We start from the raw sequence: 19,540 nt of genomic DNA, 5'->3' as shown, positions 1-19,540 counted from the left end.
ATTAGGATTGTAAAAACACAAATATAACTATTTCACTATCAGCTTTAGGCGATAGTGTCGAGGTCTACGCCATCTTTATACATTTCCCAGATGGGGCTTGTACTTCGCAGGTTATTAACCGCTTCGGTGATGATGTGGATGGCATAATCAATTTGCTCGTTGGTGGTAAATCGCCCCAGGCCAAACCGTAAGGATGCATGCGCCTGGTCATCGCTGATACCCATTGCTTTCAGCACGTAGCTGGGCGCCAGTGAGGCAGAGGTGCAGGCAGATCCGGTAGAGAGGGCCACCATTTTATTGAAGCTCATTATAAGGGCTTCTCCTTCCACATATTTAAACGATACATTACAGGTATGTGGTAAACGGGGTGCATCGCCACCATTTAAATAGGATTGTTCCAGTGCCAGCAATGCTTTTTCGAGCCGGTTGCGCATGGGCAGTATACGCTGGGTGTCGGTTGCTGTTTCTGCCGCACATAGTTCGCAGGATTTACCCAAGCCTACAATGCCTGGCACATTAAGGGTACCGGAGCGCATCCCTCTTTCATGGCCGCCGCCGTCGATTTGGGCAACGAGCTTTACCCGCGGCGCGCGCCGGCGTACATACAGCGCGCCCACGCCTTTGGGACCATATATTTTATGGGCACTGAGGGTTAGCAGGTCTATCCCGTCGGTATTTACGTTAACCGGGATCTTACCTACTGCCTGGGTAGCATCGGTCATAAAAAGTACTTCATGCTTTCTGGCAATATCGCTAATGGCTTTTATGGGTTGTATCACGCCAGTTTCGTTATTGGCATACATGATACTGATCAGGATTGTTTGGGGAGTGATGGCGGCCTCTAATGTACTTAGGTTTATCAGCCCCTCCTGGTTTACCGGTAGCCAGGTAATGCTGGCGCCCAGTTTTTCCAGGTGCTTGCAGGTATCCAATACTGCTTTGTGTTCGGTAACGGCAGTAATAATATGGCGGCCTTTGCTGGCATACATCTCATACACGCCTTTAATGGCCAGGTTTACTGCCTCGGTAGCGCCGGAGGTAAATACAATTTCTTTAGGGTCTGCTCCTATCAGTTGGGCTACCTGTTCCCGGGCATAGTCTACAGCTTCTTCTGCCGCCCATCCAAACGGATGGCTCCGGCTGGCGGCATTCCCATATATTTCAGTGAAATAGGGCAGCATCGCTGTTACCACCCTGGGATCACAGGGTGTAGTGGCGTTGTTGTCCAGGTAAACAGGCAACTGTAACATAGCATTCTATTTATATTAAAATCCGGTCCAAACAAATTTACAACATAAGTTCTATTTTTACCGGGTTAAGCATATTTCAGAAAGCAGCAGGGATCAAGCATTCCACTGTCCTTAAACCAAATTGATCATGCTCAGGGTAGAACATATCGGCATTGCCGTAAATGCGCTGTCGGATTCCATTCCATTATTCGAAAAGCTATTAAATACACCTTGTTATAAGCAGGAAGAGGTGAGCAGCGAACAGGTGCAAACAGCTTTTTTTAAGCAGGGAGAAACCAAAATAGAACTATTGGAGGCTACCGGCCCGGAAAGCGCTATCGCTAAGTTCCTGGAAAAGAAGGGAGAAGGTATGCATCATATCGCTTTTGAGGTGGATAACATCTACGAAGAAATGGAAAGATTGCAACAGGAAGGATTCGTTTTATTACAGCAAACCCCCAAAAAAGGGGCAGACAATAAACTGATTTGTTTCCTGCATCCTAAGCACAGTAAAGGAGTTTTAATCGAAATTTGCCAAGAGATCAAGTAAGCATTTGCTTATATATGTTAAATATAAACAATAAGATTTTTTTTAACTTTTTTTCCAATTTAGCAATCCAAAGAAATTAAGCTGTCGTAAGTAATTATGTAACACCCGAAAAAAAGGCAAAAAAATAAAGGACTAAGTTTTTTTGAAAATTTTTGAACAATTTCATTTTCTATTACGTTATCTCTATAAACACACAAACAAAAACATCAATACTCAAAATATTAAAAAACTTAAGCTGTATAAATATTGAAAGTTTAAGTTTTAACGATTACTCTAAAGTTGGCATAGGTTATGAACACCTGCGGGTTTTTTAGCTTGCAGGTCTTTTTTTAAAGCCATTCCCATCCTTAAAAGGATATACTGCCATCTCAGGACTTTTATTTGATCAGTACATCATTATTTCACCCATCTTATTAGGGCGTATCTTATTCATTATTACCCGTTTAATTATTTTAACCGCTATTGTTCTTTATATATAAAGAATATCTTCTTCTATAAGCCAAAGTTTGTCATTAAAATAAGGGAAATCTACACTGCAAGGGGAGATGGGTAATGCCGGTTTTTCTGAAGATGAGGGTAAGATTAAAATGCTAAGGGTATTCCAATAAAAGATAATATTGTGATTCGACGGACCTGATGCGAATATAATGCAGTATTTGGCAATACTCTTTGCACCAGGCCCATTTTCTATAGCGATCAATTTTATAGCAAAATCAGGCTAATACTTTCTCCATTCCCGTGCTCCTGGAGCCTTTTATGAGGATATGCGTATCCTGGAACTGTTGTTGTTTAAACCATTTTCCGGCAGTTACGGCGTCTTCCAGGAAAATGTAAGGATGGCTTACCTTGCCAAAATCTCCTCCTACCAGTACAACAGCATCCCAGTGGGTACGTTCCAGTAAACTAACGAGCGCCTGGTGTTCATTAACACTGTCTGCTCCCAGTTCCATCATAGCGCCGAGGAGCAATACTTTTTTATGTGCTTGAATACCAGCAAAATTTTCGATGGCTGCTTTCATACTGGAAGGATTGGCATTGTAAGCATCCATGATAATGGTATTGCTATTTTGCTGTATTACCTGTGAGCGGTTATTGGAAGGTGCATAGTGGGCGATTGCCGGTGCAATGGCTGGCTCTGGTACGCCAAAGTGACTAGCCACAGCTACGGCAGCCATTACATTCGGGAAATTATAGGCCCCTACCAATTGTGTTTGAATAAATCCTACCTGGCTATTGCCTCTTACTTCTACTGCGAGAAAGGCGCTGTCGGTGATGGCTTCCCCCACATAATCTGCTTCCTGACTACCATAGGTAACCATCTGCTGAATGCCCTTTGCCATATTTATCAGGTAGTCGTAATCGTTGCAAACGAATACGGTACCATTATTGGCGCGCAGAAAATCGTATAGCTCTCCCTTAGCTTTCTTTACACCTTCTTCACTGCCAAAGCCTTCCAGGTGGGCTTTACCTATGTTGGTAATAATCCCATGGGTGGGTAGGGCTATTTTGCAGTAACTGGCAATTTCTTGTTGATGGTTGGCCCCCATTTCTATTACGGCGATCTGCGCATCTGTTGGTATACGTAAAATAGTTAGCGGTACCCCTATATGGTTGTTTAAATTACCTACGGTGGCGTAGGTTTTCAGTCCGGCAGACAAAGCGGTATTGATCAATTCCTTCGTAGTGGTTTTACCGTTAGTGCCGGTAATAGCCAGGAAAGGAATATTTAATTGTTTCCGGTGCCATAAAGCCAGTTGTTGCAAAGTGTCTAACACATTGTCTGTCAGTATCATTTTTTCGGGTACGGTATAGTAAGCGGCTTCGTCTACTATAGCAAAGGCAGCCCCCATTTCCAACGCTTTGGCGGCAAATTCATTACCATTGAAGTGATCCCCTTTCAATGCAAAGAAGATGTCGTTAGGCTTCAGGTTACGGGTATCTGTTTGTACGGAGCGATATTGCTCATAGATACTATATATTGCTTCGATATTCACAGTTGATGGTTTGATGCAAAAATAAGCGGTTCGGAATGTAATATAGCAGATTTTTCTCCTGCTGTAAAGGCGGATCTTTATACCATTAAGAAGAATAAATGATGAAAAAGAGGTAAACCTGCTCTCCCTTTTAGAGGTGGGTGCAGGTTATAAATAAAGAGGGTGGTGCTCCTTTCTGCAGAGATTCAATATTTCCCGTAGATTTACGTTATTCAGGAAGAAGATTGGAAAAAATAACATGCTGTATCAAGGAAGGTTCATGGCTGGCCCGGATCGCTGCCCGTTTTATGCGGGTACAATCTATCGCCATGGTTTTAGGACGTACCATCCATTTGTATGGAGCGTCCAGGGAACGCTTTTTGTCTGATGTTGCCTGGATGCGGCATGAAGCTTGTCATGTGAAACAATACCAGCGCCTGGGATTTTTAGGATTTTTGCGGGAATATTTGGCTGAATACGTTCGCAAGGGGTATTATAACAACGCGCTGGAGGTGGCGGCGAGGGCCTCGGAGGAAGATCCTGCTATATTGGATGATATAGAAATTATTTAAAACGTTTCGTTAAAGTGGAGAACGCCGCAGATTTTTTCCAGCCACTGGTTTTATTTTTCTTATTTTTACGTTAAAGGTTGATTTTATGGTTAAGAAGGTAACAGAGGGCATCACCATCAGCGTGGAAACATTCTACCAGCCGGATTATTCTAATCCTATTGGAAGCGAATTCATGTTTGCTTACCGTATTACCATTGAGAATAATAACACTTTTCCTATAAAACTGCTCCGCCGGCATTGGTATATCATTGATTCCAATGGAACTCACCGGGAAGTAGAAGGAGAAGGTGTGGTAGGTGTACAACCACTGCTGGCGCCGGGTGAAACATACCAATACGTTTCAGGTTCCAATCTCCGGACAGAGATAGGCAAAATGTATGGTACTTATCAAATGGAAAATCAACTGGATAAGAAACTCCTGGAAGTGAAAATTCCGGAATTCCAGATGGTAGTTCCTTTCAAACTGAATTGATCCGTCTTCGTTTTAGCCTGTAATCTTATCGGGGCCTATATTTTGCGGCTTTGAAAATTTCTGTCACATCCTTTGATTCCATCAATTGCTGCAAGGAAACTTCCTTGTGTTCTTTCATGTATTTTTTTATGATCTGCCAACCAACAAAATTGGCCATTTTACCCGGGGAGCCTTCGGGCATGCCTTGCGTGGTAGGACCATCGCCAATAAAGTGATTGAGCTGCTGCCAGTCTGTTGAATACAGCAGGTTGTTCTGCACAAAAAATTGCCAGATCATTTGTTCATTATCATAGCACCAGTCCAGCTGGTCTTTCGTATAACCGAGTTTGATAGTATCCGGGGTGCTGGGCAATACTTTGTCAAGGAAATATTGTTGTTTGCCGGCTTCTATCATGAGCGTTACCAGGTTCTGGTTTTTCTTTGCCGGCGGGAATAGTTCCTGCTGGATTACCTGCATACAATTAGTGGTAATATATTCTGGAGCAAACCGGTGTATCATATAAGCCGGGTAATCCGGGATTTGGGCATAAGGGGGAAAATCTTCTCCCATATACATATCCAGTCCAATGCCCAGTATAGAATCTATAGTGATAGCACCATAATTGGCGATGCCTGAAATAAAGGTGACCACTTTAGGGGGACGAAAAGAAGGGATGTAGTATTTGATATACCGGAAGCACTGCGCCAGATCGGCTTTCAGTTTGCTGCCGTCGCCGTATTTAATGGCAATAGCTTTTTCCAGTTGCCGGAAATCCGGTGTGGTAAGAAACAGGTGCAATTGCTGCTGTATGGCCATACTGCTGTCGGAATAGGCGCCAAGGTTCATAATATCCGTTACATACAGGGGCAGGAAAACTGGATATTGGGCATGCAGTTTTTCCAGGCCGGGTTGTACGTGACTGGTATCGATGGTGAACAAGACTGAGTCGAAACGCGACAGGCTAACGGCCATGGGTATATGACTTACATCCGGCGCCTTATTGCCGGATTGGCACGCGGTTAAGTTCAATAGGGCCAACAGGCCACCTATCAGCAGGGTATTTTTAATAATGTAACTTTGCATCACTCTTAAAACTTATCTAAGGTAAAATTATTATTTACCTTGTATTATAAATTTTTTAAGAACCAGTATCATCTATGAAGAGGATCATCTTTTTGTTGGCGGTTGTAGGAATGGCGAAAACGGGTGTAGGACAATACCGGTATGGCTCTTTCGGGAGCCAGGTAAGGTTGGGATTTACCCTCAATCCATTGGTGTCGGTACTAAAGCCACAGGAGTTGGGGGTAACCCGGAACAGCGCCAAAGCCGGATTGGATTTTGGCCTCATGGCCGATTTTAGCCTGAATGAACGGGGAACCTATGCGCTGGCATCAGGATTCCAGGTGCTACTGGCTGGCAGTAAGCTGAAATATGATGCAGGTAAAGGATTAAGCGATTACAAGCCTAATCCGGCGGAATATAATATGAAGCTGACCTATATTGAAATTCCATTGGCATTGAAGCTGAAAACACAGCCGCATGATGCTATTGGCTGGTGGGGACAATTTGGTACCTATGTGGATTTTCCGGTAAGCGGCCGCGCAGACATCGTGTCTATGAACCAAACATACGACCGGGTGAATATACTGCCGCAGTTAAACCGCATTAATGTGGGCATGTTGCTGGGTGCAGGCCTGGAATATCCTTTAGGCGGCAATCTGACTGGTTTGGCCGGCATTACCTACCAGAATGGTTTCGTAGATGTTACCCGCAATGGAAAATGGAATGATGGAAGGGTAAATATGAATAGCTTTGCACTCCGGCTGGGCATATACTTCTAGCTTTTAGAAGCTGGCAGTTGCTTGCCAGCGCTGAATGTATGAGGTTTTAAATAAGATATTTTTTTATGAAGATTATACTGGCACAACAGAACTATCATATAGGCAATTTTGAGCACAATACGGCGAAAATTATAGCGGGCATCCATGCTGCCAAAGCGCAGGGCGCCGACCTGGTAGTGTTTTCTGAGCTATGTGTATGCGGTTATCCGCCCAGGGACTTCCTGGAATTTGAAGATTTCATTGCTCAATGCTATCATGCAATAGATGTGATTAAAGCACATACCCAGGATATTGCTGTATTAGTAGGTAGTCCGGCGCGTAATCCGCAACGGGAAGGCAAAGACCTTTTTAATGCTGCCTGGTTTTTATATGAGGGAGAGGTTAAACAGGTAGTGCATAAAACACTTTTGCCTACTTATGATGTATTCGACGAATACCGTTATTTTGAGCCCTCTTACGAATGGAATATTATTCCATTTAAAGGTAAAAAGCTTGCCGTTACCGTCTGTGAAGATATCTGGAACCTGGGAGATAACCCCCTGTACCGTATTTGCCCGATGGACCAGCTGATAGCCCAGGAGCCGGATGTAATGATTAACCTTTCCGCTTCTCCGTTTGATTATGATCACGACGAAGACCGTAAGGAAATCATTTTGTCTAATGTGCTCAAGTATAAGATACCCCTGTACTATTGCAATACGGTGGGATCACAAACGGAAATAGTATTCGATGGAGGTTCGCTGATCTACGATGCGCAGGGAAATATTGTAAAGGAGTTACCTTATTTCCAGGAGGCCATGGATGGCATAGCGTTGGAAAAACTGACCGGCAACGAGCTGCCGGTGGTTAAACCTACCGACTATACGCCGCTCACGGCATTAGATTTTGAGCACAACATAGACCGCATTTACGATGCCCTGGTATTAGGTATTCGTGATTACTTCGGGAAGATGGGTTTTACCAAAGCCATTCTGGGGTCTTCCGGTGGTATAGACAGCGCCGTTACCCTGGCTATCGCCTGCGATGCGCTGGGAAAAGAAAATGTAAGGGCGATACTGATGCCTTCTCCATATTCTACCAGTCATTCTGTAGAGGATGCCGTAGCCTTATCCCAAAACTTGGATAGCCCTTACGATATTATCCGTATCAATGATATTTATGAAACTTTTCTGAACACGCTGGAACCTTTCTTTAAAGGGTTGCCTTTTAATGTGGCGGAAGAAAATACACAATCCCGTATCCGGGGCAACCTGCTGATGGGATTATCCAATAAATTCGGTTATATTCTGCTCAACACTTCCAATAAAAGTGAGCTGTCTACCGGCTACGGCACTCTTTACGGCGACATGGCTGGCGGATTATCTGTTTTAGGGGATGTGTATAAGATGCAGGTATATTCCCTGGCAAGGTATATTAACCGGCACAAAGAGATTATACCGGCGAATATTATTGAAAAAGCGCCGTCTGCAGAGCTGCGCCCTAACCAGAAAGACAGCGACAGCCTACCGGATTACGTTGTTCTCGACCGGATATTGTATCAATATATAGAACGCCGGCAGGGGCCGCGTGAAATAGTGGCTCAGGGATTTGACTCGGCATTGGTTTCGCGGGCCTTAAAGATGGTGAACACCAATGAATATAAGCGCAATCAATTCTGTCCTATTATCAGGGTATCTTCCAAAGCTTTTGGCGTGGGCCGCCGGGTACCGATAGTAGGAAAATATTTGTCGTAGGCTTGGTGCCCGCTAAAGCAAGCACCAAGCCGCTATTTTAATATATTTGCTAAAATTTGATTATACAACATGTTACAAGTACCGTTTATACGTCAAAATAAAGCATTCGTTCTTGAGCGTCTGGCTGTAAAAAATTTTAAAGAGACGCACCTCGTGGATGAAGTACTGGCTCTGGACGACAAGCGTAAGAAATTAACCCTGGAATACGACGAAACACAGGCCCAGGTTAACAGTTTATCTAAAGAAATCGGTAAGCTGATGGCGCAGGGAAAGAAAGAAGAGGGCGAAGCGCAACGTGCTGCTGTAGCTGCTTTAAAAGACCGATTGGGTCCTGTAAACGAAGAACTGAATGCTACTGAAAAAATACTGCACGATACCCTGGTGAAGTTGCCTAACCTACCAGCTGGCCTGGTGCCCCGCGGTAATTCTCCGGAAGAAAATGAGGAAGTGCGTAAAGGCGGTAAAATTCCGGAACTCTATGATGGCGCTGTTCCTCACTGGGACCTGGCCAAACAATATGATCTTATTGATTTTGAACTGGGTAATAAAATCACAGGTAGTGGTTTTCCGGTGTATAAAAATAAAGGTGCCCGTTTACAACGCGCTATGATCCAGTACTTTCTGGATTATAATATCAGCAAAGGATATACAGAGTATGCCCCTCCTTACCTGGTAAACGAAACCTCTGCCTATGGTACCGGCCAGTTGCCGGATAAAGAAGGCCAGATGTACCATTGTACAGAAGATAACCTTTATCTGATTCCTACTGCGGAAGTGCCGGTAACCAATATTTACCGCGATGAAATTGTAAAGGATACCGACCTGCCCATCAAGATGACGGCCTATACTCCTTGCTTCCGCCGCGAAGCAGGTTCCTACGGTAAGGATGTACGTGGCCTGAACCGTGTACACCAATTCGACAAAGTGGAGCTGGTGCAACTGGTGCACCCGGAGGTATCTTACGCTGCGCTGGATGAAATGGTAGCCCACGTAGAAGAGTTGCTGAACCAATTGGAACTGCCTTACCGCATTCTTCGTTTATGCGGTGGTGATATGAGTTTTACTTCTGCACTTACCTACGATTTTGAAGTATATAGCGCTGCCCAGCAAAAGTGGCTGGAAGTAAGCTCTGTCAGCAATTTTGAAGCTTACCAGACCAACCGCATGAAGATCCGGTTCAAAGAAAATAATGGCAAGCCGCAGCTGGTGCATTCCCTGAATGGTAGCTCTTTGGCCTTGCCCCGTATATTGGCCTGCATCCTGGAAAATAACCAGACTGCGGAAGGTATCCAGATACCCACCGTTTTGCAGAGCTATTTCGGCAGCCATATCATATAAAGGTGTTGCTCGCAAAGCAGTAGCAGAAACATATAAAAGCGGCAAAGTACCTGAACGGATGTAGCATCTGCTCAGGTACTTTGCAGTTTGGCCCCTGCTGCCACAGACATCAAACATTGTTCTGCGCACTTTTAATGCATTTTATGAAACACTTTCTTCCCAATGGCGACGAACTTATTATCCGCCTTCCTGTGCCTGAAGATGCGGCTGCTTTACTGGCCAGCTTTCAACGCCTGACCCGTGAAACAGATTTCCTGCTCTTTACCCATTCCGAATCGTTAGAACTGGATATCGACTCGGAGGAGGATTATATACAATCTTACCTGGATAACCCCCAGCAACTCTTACTGGTGGCTATCGTAAAAAACTGCATCATTGGCTCCCTCAATGTAAACCATAGCGGCTTGCATAAAAAAAAGCATACTGCTGAAATGGGTATTGCAGTAGAAAGCGCCTGGAATAATATGGGCATAGGCCGCCGGCTGATAACCGCTATGCTGCGTTGGGCAGAAGGGCAACCAGACCTGCATATCATCAGTTTACAAGTTTTTTCTACCAACGAAAAAGCCATGCAATTATACCGCAACTTTGGCTTTATGGAGTGTGGCCGCCTGCCGCAGGGCATATTGCAAAATGGTGGCCATTATACAGACCTGGTAACTATGTATAAACAATTGAAGCCGCTGTTATAATATCTCCCGAATACGATTAATTTTAAGGTCTAAAATTAAATCAGCATGGATCGATATGACCGTCAGACCCGGTTAGAAGGATTTGGCAAAGAGAAGCAGGCAATGCTGCAACAGGCAAAGGTGCTGGTAATAGGCGCCGGGGGATTGGGAGTACCCGTTTTGCAATATCTCACCGCTATGGGCGTTGGTTGTATTGGTATTGTTGAGCATGATACGGTTTCCGTTACTAACCTGCAACGGCAGGTGCTATACCGTACAGCGGATCAAGGCGCCTCTAAATTAAAGGTAGCCGCCCAACGGCTGCAACTATTGAATCCCGATGTTACTTTTAACTTATACGATACTTGGTTAACCACGGAGAATGCTCTTGATATTATCAGCAACTACGATGTAGTGGTGGATTGTTCCGATAATTTTGGTACCCGTTATCTCGTTAATGATGCCTGCGTAATAACCGGTAAACCATTGGTATACGGGGCTATTTATAAGTATGAAGGGCAGGTTAGTGTATTCAATTACCAGGAAGGGGCTACTTACCGTTGTATTTTCCCGGAACGGCCGGAAAGCGGGGAAATGCTGAACTGTAACGACATGGGCGTATTGGGCGTATTACCAGGGATTATAGGCAGTTACCAGGCCAACGAAACGGTAAAGGTAATCACCGGTATTGGTACGCCGTTACGGAACCAGCTCCTTACCATCGACACATTGCATAATACTCACCATATTTTTAATATTACCCCATTAGCCGCCAACCGTCAGCTAATGGCCCTGCAGGCAGACTACCAACAATCCGTTTGTGAAATAACAGGCGTGCAATCCTTGTCAGTGCAACAATTGCAAGAATGGTTGCAGCATGATACCCACTTTATGTTGTTGGATGTAAGGGAGCACGACGAATGGAATATCTGTCACATTCCGCAATCAGTACACATTCCTATGGGGCAAGTGTTGCAGCAAACGGGCGCGTTGCCGGCCAATACGCCGATAGCCGTACTTTGTCATCATGGCATGCGTAGCCGTGCTGTTGCAGAACGTTTGTCTGCATTGGGTTTTAATAAGGTATATAACATAGAGGGTGGTATTCATGCCTGGGCACGTGCAATTGATGATCAGATGCAAACTTACTAACCGTGATAATATCACTCTGTATTTTTTTCTTTCTGGTAGCGCTGGTTTATTCTGCTGCTGGTTTTGGTGGAGGTTCCAGTTACCTGGCCATCCTGGCGCTCTGGCAGGTAGATTTTCAGCTGATGAAATCTACTGCTCTGTTATGTAATGTAGCCGTAGTCGTTAGTGGGGTATACCATTTTTATAAAAGTGGGCATCTGCCTACGAAAAAGGCGTGGCAGCTGTCGCTGATCAGTGTGCCGCTGGCTTTCCTGGGAGGCTATTGGCCCTTAAAGCAAGCTACTTTTTTCCTCTTGCTAGGTATTGCGCTTACCCTGGCAGCCTTGTTGATGTGCTATCGCCTGTTTATTGAAAAAGAGGAACCGGTTATTCCGGTAGATAGAGGTAATGGGTTGGTATATAGAATTATTGGCGGTGCAATAGGTTTGCTGTCGGGCATGACCGGTATTGGCGGTGGTATTTACCTGTCGCCGGTGCTGCGCCTGGGTAAATATGATACGGCTAAAAATATTGCGGGATTGAGCAGCTTTTTTATTCTGGTGAACTCCATTGCGGGCTTATGTGGCCAGGCTGCCAAGCATGCGGTTATATTTGATGTAAAATTTGTTGGCCCATTACTAATAGTCGTTGTGGCAGGAGGCCAGCTAGGGGCCCGTTTAAGTGCTGGTGTACTGAAGCCCAGGTGGGTAGCAGGAGCTACTGCTGCGTTAATATTATATGCCGGTGTGCGTATGTTGCTATAATAGCAGTATCATCAGTTGCCGGCGAATGAGGGAAATTACTTACCCTCCTATTACCGACATGCTTTCCATATTTTTTCCGGTACGGTGCAGGGCAGCTTCTACGCCATTGATGAAACGGGCTTGTATGGCCGCTGTTATGGCGGGCAATAGTGGTTGCCCCTGTTGGAGTATTGTTTTCACGTTGAGCGCATCATTGCCATAGAGGCAGGTTTTTACACTACCAGTGGCGGATATACGTAATCGGTTGCAGGTGCCGCAGAAAGTACGGCTATACGCCGGTATTACCCCGATATTGCCCTGGTGGCCTGGAATATGGTAGTTAAGTGAGGTAGAATGAGGGGCATCCGTAATTTTTTGCAGTGGATAGGTGGCGCCAATTACCGACAGGATATGCTGATAGTTCCAGGTGATGCCCGAAAACGTGTGGCCTTGCCCGTTAAAGGGCATTTCTTCTATAAACCTCACCGACAAAGTATGATGGCGAGTTAAGGCGGTAAAATCAACCAGTTCATCTGTATTTACATTTTCCATCACTACAGTATTGATCTTTACCTGCATGTTGTGTTGTAAAAGGCTTTGCAGTGTATCCATTACCGTATGAAACTTGTTACGGCGGGTAATCTCCAGGAAGCGCGTTTCCTGTAGCGTATCCAGGCTCAGATTAATATGTGTGATGCCCATTTGCTGCAGTGCGGGAATGTAAGAACGCGTTAGCAGGCCATTGGTAGTAATGGCAATTTCCTCTATGCCGGGTATCGCTTTTATTTTTTCCAGTAACGGTAGTAGGCCGGGGCGGAGAAAAGGTTCACCTCCTGTGATCCGGACCCTGGAAACGCCTGCTGCTGCCAGCGTTTGTAGCAGAAATAATATCTCCCCGTCGGTAAGTAGTGTTTGGTGCGGTACAAAATGCATGTTTTCAGGCATACAATAAGTGCAGCGCAGGTTGCACCGGTCAGTTACCGATATCCTTACATAGTTAATAATCCGGTGATGTGCATCTATGAGCATCCTGATCAGTGGTTTTTGCCGGATGAATGGCCGTTGTTTTCACTTTTATCAATCATCATCAACGCATTTGAAATCTTTTTCTATTAATATGGTTAGCTCCGACCCATCGCTGTTATGCAGGATCTGTTCGAAGCCTACTTGATCCGGTTTATACCAGGCTTCCAGCACAGGGTTGGGTAACAGCAGATGAATGCCGTTGTCCTGTTCTATTTTTATGACCGGATCTGTGATATCCTTCCCTCTCAGGCAAAAGTGGAGAATGCCCGCGCCGATATGAGTGGAGGATTCTACTTTACCCGTATTTACCAATAGCTCCAAATCTGTTTTATCCAGGCGGTAACGTATGCTGTTGCCTCTTATCCGTATTTTCATAAAAAATGATTTACTGACCTACTAAAATTACTACTTTTTTATCGGGCTATATTGTAGATTTAACCAACAATTTAATCAGGATGGGGATACTATTGTTTGGAGTAGCCAAAGACATTGCCGGAGCGCCAGTATTGGAAAAACCGTTGCACGTTACTGATGTGGCGGGATTAAAAGCCTGGCTGTACGAACAATACCCTGCACTATTACAGCTCAAGTCTATAATGGTAGCTGTTAACAAGGCTTATGCCGTAGATGCACAAGTTATTGATCATCAGGATGAAATTGCTATAATTCCGCCTGTAAGCGGTGGTTAAACGCCTCCGGATATTAGTTCCGTATGATGGAAGTACTTATAAAAATCAAGGATATGATTGCGGTACAGGAAGCGCTGGATTTTATTCAATCGCCGGAATGCGGTGGTGAGGTGATTTTTACTGGCACAGTGCGCAATCATACCAAACAACGGGAAGTCACTAAGTTGGTTTATGAATGTTACGAAACCATGGCTGTATCAGAAATGCACAAAATTGCTGAGCAGGTGAGGGAAAGATGGACAGTACAGAAGCTGGTAATGTTGCATGCCGTTGGTGAAAAATTTCCTGGAGATATCGCTGTGGTAATTGCTGTAGCGGCAACGCACAGAGGTGTTGCTTTTGATGCCTGTGAGTATGTGATAGACACCCTTAAAGAAACGGTTCCCATCTGGAAAAAGGAGTTTTTCGCAGATGGAGAGGTGATTTGGCCTCATCCTTAAAAATGTTTCATTGCTGCTGCTTTTTCTTCCGGGGTATTGGCATTGAATTGCTCCGGGAAAAATGGATTTTCCAGTAAGGCAATATCTGTGTTCAGCAGGGTTTTACGTGGACAATTTTTTCCTTCCATTACGTTTTGTTGCAACGCCTTTAGTCCTGCAGGTTCCCATATGGTAATCAGGGGTTCTGGTAATTTGTTTGCCGGGCTTATAAACGTGGTAGCGGCCCGGAGAGTATTGCGCTGTTGTATCAGCAGGCCCAGGCTGTTGGGGCTAAGGAAGGGCAGGTCGCAGGCAATAACTAACCAGGCCGTATCTGGTTGCAGGGCATGGGCGCTGAGCAGGCCGGCAGAAGGTCCGCGGTAAGGCAGGGTATCTGGTATCAGAAGTGGGTAGTTAAAATGTGATTGCTGTTCTGCCCTGCATGAAACGTACACTTCCTGTAGAAAAGATTGCAGTAAATTGACGAGGTATTGCCATTGGGGCATGCCATGATAAGCAATGTCGCTTTTTTCTTCCTGCATACGTGTGCTGAAGCCACCACAGAGCACTAATCCTTTTAAGGGAGGAATGTTAGCGGGAATAGTCATGTTTACCACCTGTTTTACTAATTAGTTTTGTTGCTTTGATGATCATATCTTGTGTAAGCGCTTTACACATATCATAGATGGTGAGGGCAGCTATGCTGGCGCCGGTAAGGGCTTCCATTTCCACGCCTGTTTTGCCGTTGGTTTTCACTGTGCAGCGGATAACAGCTTCTTCTCCTTCCAGTTGTATCTGTATATCACAACCATCGAGGAATAAGGTGTGGCATAGCGGGATCAGCTCCGGTGTTTTTTTAGCGGCCATGATACCGGCTATAATAGCTGTTTGAAATACGCCGCCTTTACGGGTTTGAATGTCCTGGCCCTGGAACTGGTCGCGTACTGGTTGCGGCAGATATACCCGGCTTTCGGCCACGGCTATACGATATGTGTCCTGTTTATCACTGATGTCTACCATCGAAGGTTGGCCACTTTCATTCAGGTGGGTAAAATCGCTACTTGATTCATTGGGCATAAAAGCATAAATTTAATAAGTTCACCTGCTACAAAAATAATTCAAAATGACGTTGACTGTTGCTGCTGCATTTGAGGCCGTACTACAAACTGCCCGGGACTTGGGTACAGAAATCATTCCATTTGAAGCTGCTACCGGCCGCATCTTACGGGAGCCTGTGCTGGCCGACAGGCCTTTCCCTCCATACGACCGTGTAATGATGGATGGTATTGCCATTAATTACGATAGCTATGCCCGTGGGCAGCATGTTTTTGGCGTGGAAGACCTACAGGCTGCCGGTATGCCGCAGTTACAGCTGTCTAATACAGCTAATTGCATCGAAGTAATGACTGGCGCTATTCTTCCAGAGCTGACAGACACAGTGATCCCATATGAACAACTGGCATTAACAGAGAGTGATGATTTCCGGCGTTTTACTGTACATACGGTAGTAAAGCAGGGGCAACATATACACCGGTTAGGCTCGGATGTAAACGCCGGCGCCGCATTGCTCGACAGCGGAACGCTTATCGGGCCAGCCGAAGCAGGAATATTGGCTGCAGTGGGGAAAACCCAGGTGCTTGTCAGCAAATTACCGCGGGTGGCCGTTATTGCTACGGGCAATGAGCTGGTACCTGTACATGCTATACCGGAAGCTCATCAGGTACGTATTTCCAATGTTTATAGCCTCCTGGCCTCTTTGCAACAGCTGGGTATTTCGGCACGCTACATCCATCTAAACGATGATGAGTCGGAAATGAAAGAACAGTTGGCGTTATTGCTATCCGAAACGGATGTCTGGATCAGTTCCGGCGCCGTTAGCGCCGGGAAATTCGATTATCTGCCAGCCGTATTACAGCAGTTGGGTATGCAACAGATATTCCATAAAGTGCAACAACGCCCCGGAGGGCCTTTTCTGTTTGGTACTTTCGAACAGGGGCCGGTAGTATTTGCCTTGCCCGGTAATCCGGTATCAGGGTTTATGTGCTTTTACCGCTATGTGCAACCCTGGATACGGGCCGCCATGGGAGCAGTGCCGTCTCCACCTTGCTATGCACAGCTATCTGAAAAAGTGATTTTTGAAACAGCGTTAGAATATTACCTGCCTGTAAAATTAGTATCCCGGCCAGATGGTACCCTTACAGCCACTCCCCAACCCTATCAGGGTTCCGGCGACCTGGCCAGTTTATTGAAGGCAGACGCTTTCCTGGTATTGCCATTGGAAGAAAAAGTTTTTGAGAGAGGAAGCTGTTATCCGGTATGGCTGTTCCGTTGACCAGACTGTATTACTTTCACGGATATATTGAAAAAACAATCATAAATGACGGGCTCGTATACACAGAGTTAACACCATTATAATATTGGATCCATAATTTGTGTTAAACCTGGTAAGCATTTAATAGTCTTACCCAAAATATATATTATATGGCTGTAGTTGCCCATAAGATTCAGTTGCAACATCTCGCCTGGCGTGCTGGCTTTGGAGAACCGCTTCCCGTTATTTCATCATGGGAAGATAAAAAGAGAAAAGAGATTGTAAATAAAGTATTGATAGGACATGCCAAATCATCCCTTACCTCTGTAGATGTAGTATCGGCAGGAGATCTTCCCGATTACCAAAAGCGTCGGAATATGACAGCCGAAGAAAGGAAGAATCTGCGGGAAGTGAATACCCAAGGTATCAAGGACCTGAATTTGAACTGGATCAATTCGATGATCAAGAGCGATCACCCACTGCGCGAAAAAATGAGTCTTTTTTGGCATGGGCACTTCGCCTGCCGCACACAGAACGTTTTGTTTAACCAACAATTGCTGGCAGAAATACGCAACAATGCCCTGGGCAATTTTGGGGATCTGCTCAGCGCCGTATCCAAAACGCCGGCCATGCTGCAGTTCCTGAACAACCAGCAAAACCGTAAACAGCATCCAAATGAAAATTTTGCCCGGGAAGTAATGGAATTATTTACCATGGGCCGGGGCAATTACTCAGAACAAGATGTAAAGGAGGCTGCCAGGGCTTTTACGGGTTGGGGATTTAATGAGGAAGGAATATTTACTTTCCGCAAAAAACAACACGACGATGGTATAAAAAATATCCTTGGAAAGCAGGGTAGTTTTAACGGTGACGATGTTTTGAGAATTTTGCTGGATCAAAAGCAAACCGCCCGCTTTATTACCACCAAGATTTATAAATATTTTGTAGACGAAACGCCTGATGAAGGCCGTATTAGTGAACTGGCAGATAAGTTTTATCATTCGGGTTACCATATACAGTCGCTGATGCGTGAAATCTTTATGTCGGACTGGTTTTACGACAGCCGTATTGTTGGTAACCGTATTAAATCGCCGATAGAGTTGTTGGTAGGTATCCGCCGCACCATTCCCATGACCTTTGAGAAGGAAGAAGTGATGTTGCTATTTCAACGGGTACTGGGGCAATTGTTGTTTTATCCGCCTAATGTGGCTGGCTGGCCCGGTGGACGCAATTGGATAGATAGTTCCAGCCTGATGTTCCGCCTCCGGGTACCCCAGGTAATCTTGTATTCGCAGGCATTTAATATCATTCCCAAGGAACTAACGCCGGAAATGGGAGAAGGAAACAATTATAAAATGACCCTGCAGATCAACGATTTTCTAAAAAGGCAATTTGCTAAAAAAGTAAATGCACAGATCAACTGGGACCCTTATATACAGGGGTATAGCGGAGTTACAAGAGAAAATTTGGCTAACGAGATTGCCGGTGTGTTGTTGCAGCAAACTAACAATATTAGCCAGCAGCTATTGGAGAAATACGCTGATGCCAGCAGTCGTGAAAACTATATTAAAACGGTGACCATTGATGTGATGAGCACCCCGGAATACCAGCTATGCTAGCTGCACTAATTACAAACAGCTTCCAAACATTTGTGCTATGTTAATTTTAAACCGACGCCGCTTTTTACAGGTAGGTTCCCTGGCTTCAGCTGCCGTGATGATGCCGAAGTTTTTGAAAGCCCTGGAGAGAGGCCACCTGGCCCCTCCGGGAAATAAAGTGCTCGTGGTCATACAACTGTCTGGCGGGAATGATGGTTTAAATACCATTATCCCTTACCGAAATGATATTTATTACCGGGAGCGCCCTGTATTGGGTATAAAACGGGAAGCCGCTTTATCGTTAAATGATGAATTAGGTATACACCCTGCATTGAAAGGACTGAAGGCCTTGTATGATGATGGCTCCCTGGGTATCTTGAATAACGTAGGGTATCCCAACCCCGACCGTTCCCACTTCCGGTCTATGGATATCTGGCACTCTGCCAGTAACGCCGATCAATATTGGGGGGATGGTTGGATAGGCCGTTACCTGGATGCTCAATGCAAAGGTTGCGACCGGCCTACGCAAGCACTGGAAATGGACGATACTTTAAGTCTTGCGTTGAAAGGCGATAGCAATAAAGGATTAGCAGTAACTGATCCTAAACGGCTTTTCGGAACCAGCAATGATCAATATTTTAAAGACATTTTACGGCAGCATACCGGCGATGATGAGCACCATAGCAATGTAGATTACCTATATAAGACCATGGGGGAAACCATTTCTTCTGCGGCCTATATACAACAGCAGTTTAAAACCTACCAGTCAACAGAAGCATATCCCAATACAGACCTGGGCAAGAACCTGCGGACTATTGCCAACCTGATTATGTCTGATATCAACACCAAAGTATATTATGTGTCGCATGGCAGTTTTGATACCCATGTGAATCAACAAGACCAGCAGGCCCGCCTGTTTGGGCAGCTGAGCGATGCACTGACTGTATTTACCGGTGATTTGAAAAAGAATAACCGTTTCCAGGATGTAGTAGTCATGACGTTTTCAGAATTTGGGCGGAGAGTGAGCCAGAATGCCAGTGGTGGAACTGATCATGGTACGGCCAATAACATGTTCCTGATCGGCGGAGGTTTAAAGCAACCTGGTTTGATCAATGACGGTCCGGATTTATTGCATTTGAAAGACGGAGACCTACAGTTCCAGGTAGACTTTAAAAGCGTATATGCCACACTGTTGCATAAGTGGCTAGGGGCAGACGATAAAGCTGTATTGAAAAGTGAATATCCGTTGATGAACTTTGTATAG

General features: G+C 45.1%; 21 protein-coding genes. 14 read left to right on the top strand and 7 right to left on the bottom strand.

The window, feature by feature from the left end; genetic code table 11:
- Positions 1 to 44: 44 nt before the first annotated feature.
- Positions 45 to 1,250: an IscS subfamily cysteine desulfurase gene (locus ACDQ55_RS01655; RefSeq protein WP_420979292.1), complete on the bottom strand. Its 1,206-nt coding sequence runs from the start codon at positions 1,248 to 1,250 to the stop codon at positions 45 to 47.
- 127 nt (positions 1,251 to 1,377) lie between these two features.
- On the opposite strand from ACDQ55_RS01655, the gene mce reads away from it, so the two are divergent.
- Positions 1,378 to 1,779, top strand: coding sequence for a methylmalonyl-CoA epimerase (gene mce / locus ACDQ55_RS01650; RefSeq protein WP_420979290.1), 402 nt, complete (start codon positions 1,378 to 1,380; stop codon positions 1,777 to 1,779).
- Between the two features lie 713 nt (positions 1,780 to 2,492).
- Here mce and ACDQ55_RS01645 read toward each other — a convergent pair.
- Positions 2,493 to 3,773, bottom strand: a complete 1,281-nt coding sequence (locus ACDQ55_RS01645; RefSeq protein ID WP_420979289.1) for a UDP-N-acetylmuramoyl-tripeptide--D-alanyl-D-alanine ligase — start codon at positions 3,771 to 3,773, stop codon at positions 2,493 to 2,495.
- A 224-nt stretch (positions 3,774 to 3,997) separates the two neighbouring features.
- On the opposite strand from ACDQ55_RS01645, the gene ACDQ55_RS01640 reads away from it, so the two are divergent.
- Positions 3,998 to 4,324, top strand: a complete 327-nt coding sequence (locus tag ACDQ55_RS01640) for a DUF4157 domain-containing protein (protein WP_420979288.1) — start codon at positions 3,998 to 4,000, stop codon at positions 4,322 to 4,324.
- An 85-nt stretch (positions 4,325 to 4,409) separates the two neighbouring features.
- Positions 4,410 to 4,796, top strand: coding sequence for a Co2+/Mg2+ efflux protein ApaG (gene apaG, locus ACDQ55_RS01635; protein WP_143304535.1), 387 nt, complete (start codon positions 4,410 to 4,412; stop codon positions 4,794 to 4,796).
- 25 nt (positions 4,797 to 4,821) lie between these two features.
- On the opposite strand, the gene ACDQ55_RS01630 is transcribed toward apaG, so the two are convergent.
- Complete coding sequence (locus tag ACDQ55_RS01630) at positions 4,822 to 5,859, bottom strand: hypothetical protein (protein WP_420979287.1); 1,038 nt, start codon at positions 5,857 to 5,859, stop codon at positions 4,822 to 4,824.
- 74 nt (positions 5,860 to 5,933) lie between these two features.
- On the opposite strand from ACDQ55_RS01630, the gene ACDQ55_RS01625 reads away from it, so the two are divergent.
- From ACDQ55_RS01625 to ACDQ55_RS01600, 6 genes are all read left to right on the top strand, one after another.
- Complete coding sequence (locus ACDQ55_RS01625; RefSeq protein WP_420979286.1) at positions 5,934 to 6,617, top strand: porin family protein; 684 nt, start codon at positions 5,934 to 5,936, stop codon at positions 6,615 to 6,617.
- A gap of 65 nt (positions 6,618 to 6,682) precedes the next feature.
- On the top strand, positions 6,683 to 8,350 hold the full coding sequence (locus tag ACDQ55_RS01620) for an NAD+ synthase (RefSeq protein ID WP_420979285.1): 1,668 nt from the start codon (positions 6,683 to 6,685) through the stop codon (positions 8,348 to 8,350).
- 69 nt (positions 8,351 to 8,419) lie between these two features.
- Complete coding sequence (gene serS, locus ACDQ55_RS01615; RefSeq protein WP_420979283.1) at positions 8,420 to 9,688, top strand: serine--tRNA ligase; 1,269 nt, start codon at positions 8,420 to 8,422, stop codon at positions 9,686 to 9,688.
- A gap of 143 nt (positions 9,689 to 9,831) precedes the next feature.
- Complete coding sequence (locus ACDQ55_RS01610) at positions 9,832 to 10,380, top strand: GNAT family N-acetyltransferase (protein ID WP_420979282.1); 549 nt, start codon at positions 9,832 to 9,834, stop codon at positions 10,378 to 10,380.
- Between the two features lie 45 nt (positions 10,381 to 10,425).
- Positions 10,426 to 11,511 (top strand): ThiF family adenylyltransferase, encoded by a 1,086-nt coding sequence (locus ACDQ55_RS01605; protein WP_420979280.1) that lies wholly within the window; start codon positions 10,426 to 10,428, stop codon positions 11,509 to 11,511.
- Between the two features lie 2 nt (positions 11,512 to 11,513).
- Positions 11,514 to 12,254, top strand: a complete 741-nt coding sequence (locus ACDQ55_RS01600; RefSeq protein WP_420979279.1) for a sulfite exporter TauE/SafE family protein — start codon at positions 11,514 to 11,516, stop codon at positions 12,252 to 12,254.
- A 39-nt stretch (positions 12,255 to 12,293) separates the two neighbouring features.
- On the opposite strand, the gene moaA is transcribed toward ACDQ55_RS01600, so the two are convergent.
- Together moaA and ACDQ55_RS01590 are read right to left on the bottom strand one after the other, a co-directional pair.
- Complete coding sequence (gene moaA, locus ACDQ55_RS01595) at positions 12,294 to 13,262, bottom strand: GTP 3',8-cyclase MoaA (RefSeq protein WP_420979278.1); 969 nt, start codon at positions 13,260 to 13,262, stop codon at positions 12,294 to 12,296.
- A 48-nt stretch (positions 13,263 to 13,310) separates the two neighbouring features.
- Positions 13,311 to 13,634, bottom strand: coding sequence for a DUF7009 family protein (locus ACDQ55_RS01590; protein ID WP_420979276.1), 324 nt, complete (start codon positions 13,632 to 13,634; stop codon positions 13,311 to 13,313).
- Between the two features lie 80 nt (positions 13,635 to 13,714).
- On the opposite strand from ACDQ55_RS01590, the gene ACDQ55_RS01585 reads away from it, so the two are divergent.
- The gene (locus ACDQ55_RS01585) at positions 13,715 to 13,948 is read left to right on the top strand and encodes a MoaD/ThiS family protein (RefSeq protein ID WP_420979275.1); all 234 of its coding nucleotides are present in this window, start codon (positions 13,715 to 13,717) and stop codon (positions 13,946 to 13,948) included.
- A gap of 23 nt (positions 13,949 to 13,971) precedes the next feature.
- Positions 13,972 to 14,388: a molybdenum cofactor biosynthesis protein MoaE gene (locus tag ACDQ55_RS01580; protein ID WP_420979274.1), complete on the top strand. Its 417-nt coding sequence runs from the start codon at positions 13,972 to 13,974 to the stop codon at positions 14,386 to 14,388.
- Here ACDQ55_RS01580 and ACDQ55_RS01575 read toward each other — a convergent pair.
- Both ACDQ55_RS01575 and moaC read right to left on the bottom strand, forming a co-directional pair.
- Complete coding sequence (locus tag ACDQ55_RS01575; RefSeq protein WP_420979273.1) at positions 14,385 to 14,975, bottom strand: NTP transferase domain-containing protein; 591 nt, start codon at positions 14,973 to 14,975, stop codon at positions 14,385 to 14,387. The two genes, ACDQ55_RS01580 and ACDQ55_RS01575, sit on opposite strands and share 4 nt — an antisense overlap.
- Entirely contained in the window at positions 14,959 to 15,444 is a 486-nt protein-coding gene (gene moaC, locus ACDQ55_RS01570) for a cyclic pyranopterin monophosphate synthase MoaC (RefSeq protein WP_420979271.1), read from the bottom strand. The genes ACDQ55_RS01575 and moaC overlap by 17 nt, the downstream gene beginning before the upstream one ends.
- Before the next feature lie 46 nt (positions 15,445 to 15,490).
- Between moaC and ACDQ55_RS01565 the strand changes: the two genes are divergently transcribed.
- The 3 genes from ACDQ55_RS01565 (at position 15,491) to ACDQ55_RS01555 (ending at position 19,540) form a co-directional block, all read left to right on the top strand.
- The gene (locus tag ACDQ55_RS01565) at positions 15,491 to 16,699 is read left to right on the top strand and encodes a molybdopterin molybdotransferase MoeA (protein ID WP_420979270.1); all 1,209 of its coding nucleotides are present in this window, start codon (positions 15,491 to 15,493) and stop codon (positions 16,697 to 16,699) included.
- A 149-nt stretch (positions 16,700 to 16,848) separates the two neighbouring features.
- Positions 16,849 to 18,297: a DUF1800 domain-containing protein gene (locus ACDQ55_RS01560; protein ID WP_420979269.1), complete on the top strand. Its 1,449-nt coding sequence runs from the start codon at positions 16,849 to 16,851 to the stop codon at positions 18,295 to 18,297.
- 37 nt (positions 18,298 to 18,334) lie between these two features.
- Positions 18,335 to 19,540, top strand: coding sequence for a DUF1501 domain-containing protein (locus tag ACDQ55_RS01555; RefSeq protein ID WP_420979268.1), 1,206 nt, complete (start codon positions 18,335 to 18,337; stop codon positions 19,538 to 19,540).

It is taken from the genome of Chitinophaga sp. 30R24, assembly GCF_049056765.1.
In the GTDB taxonomy this organism is placed as follows: Bacteria; Bacteroidota; Bacteroidia; order Chitinophagales; family Chitinophagaceae; genus Chitinophaga.
Note: the sequence above shows the minus strand (reverse complement) of the source record. Positions and strands in the feature narration are given on the sequence as shown.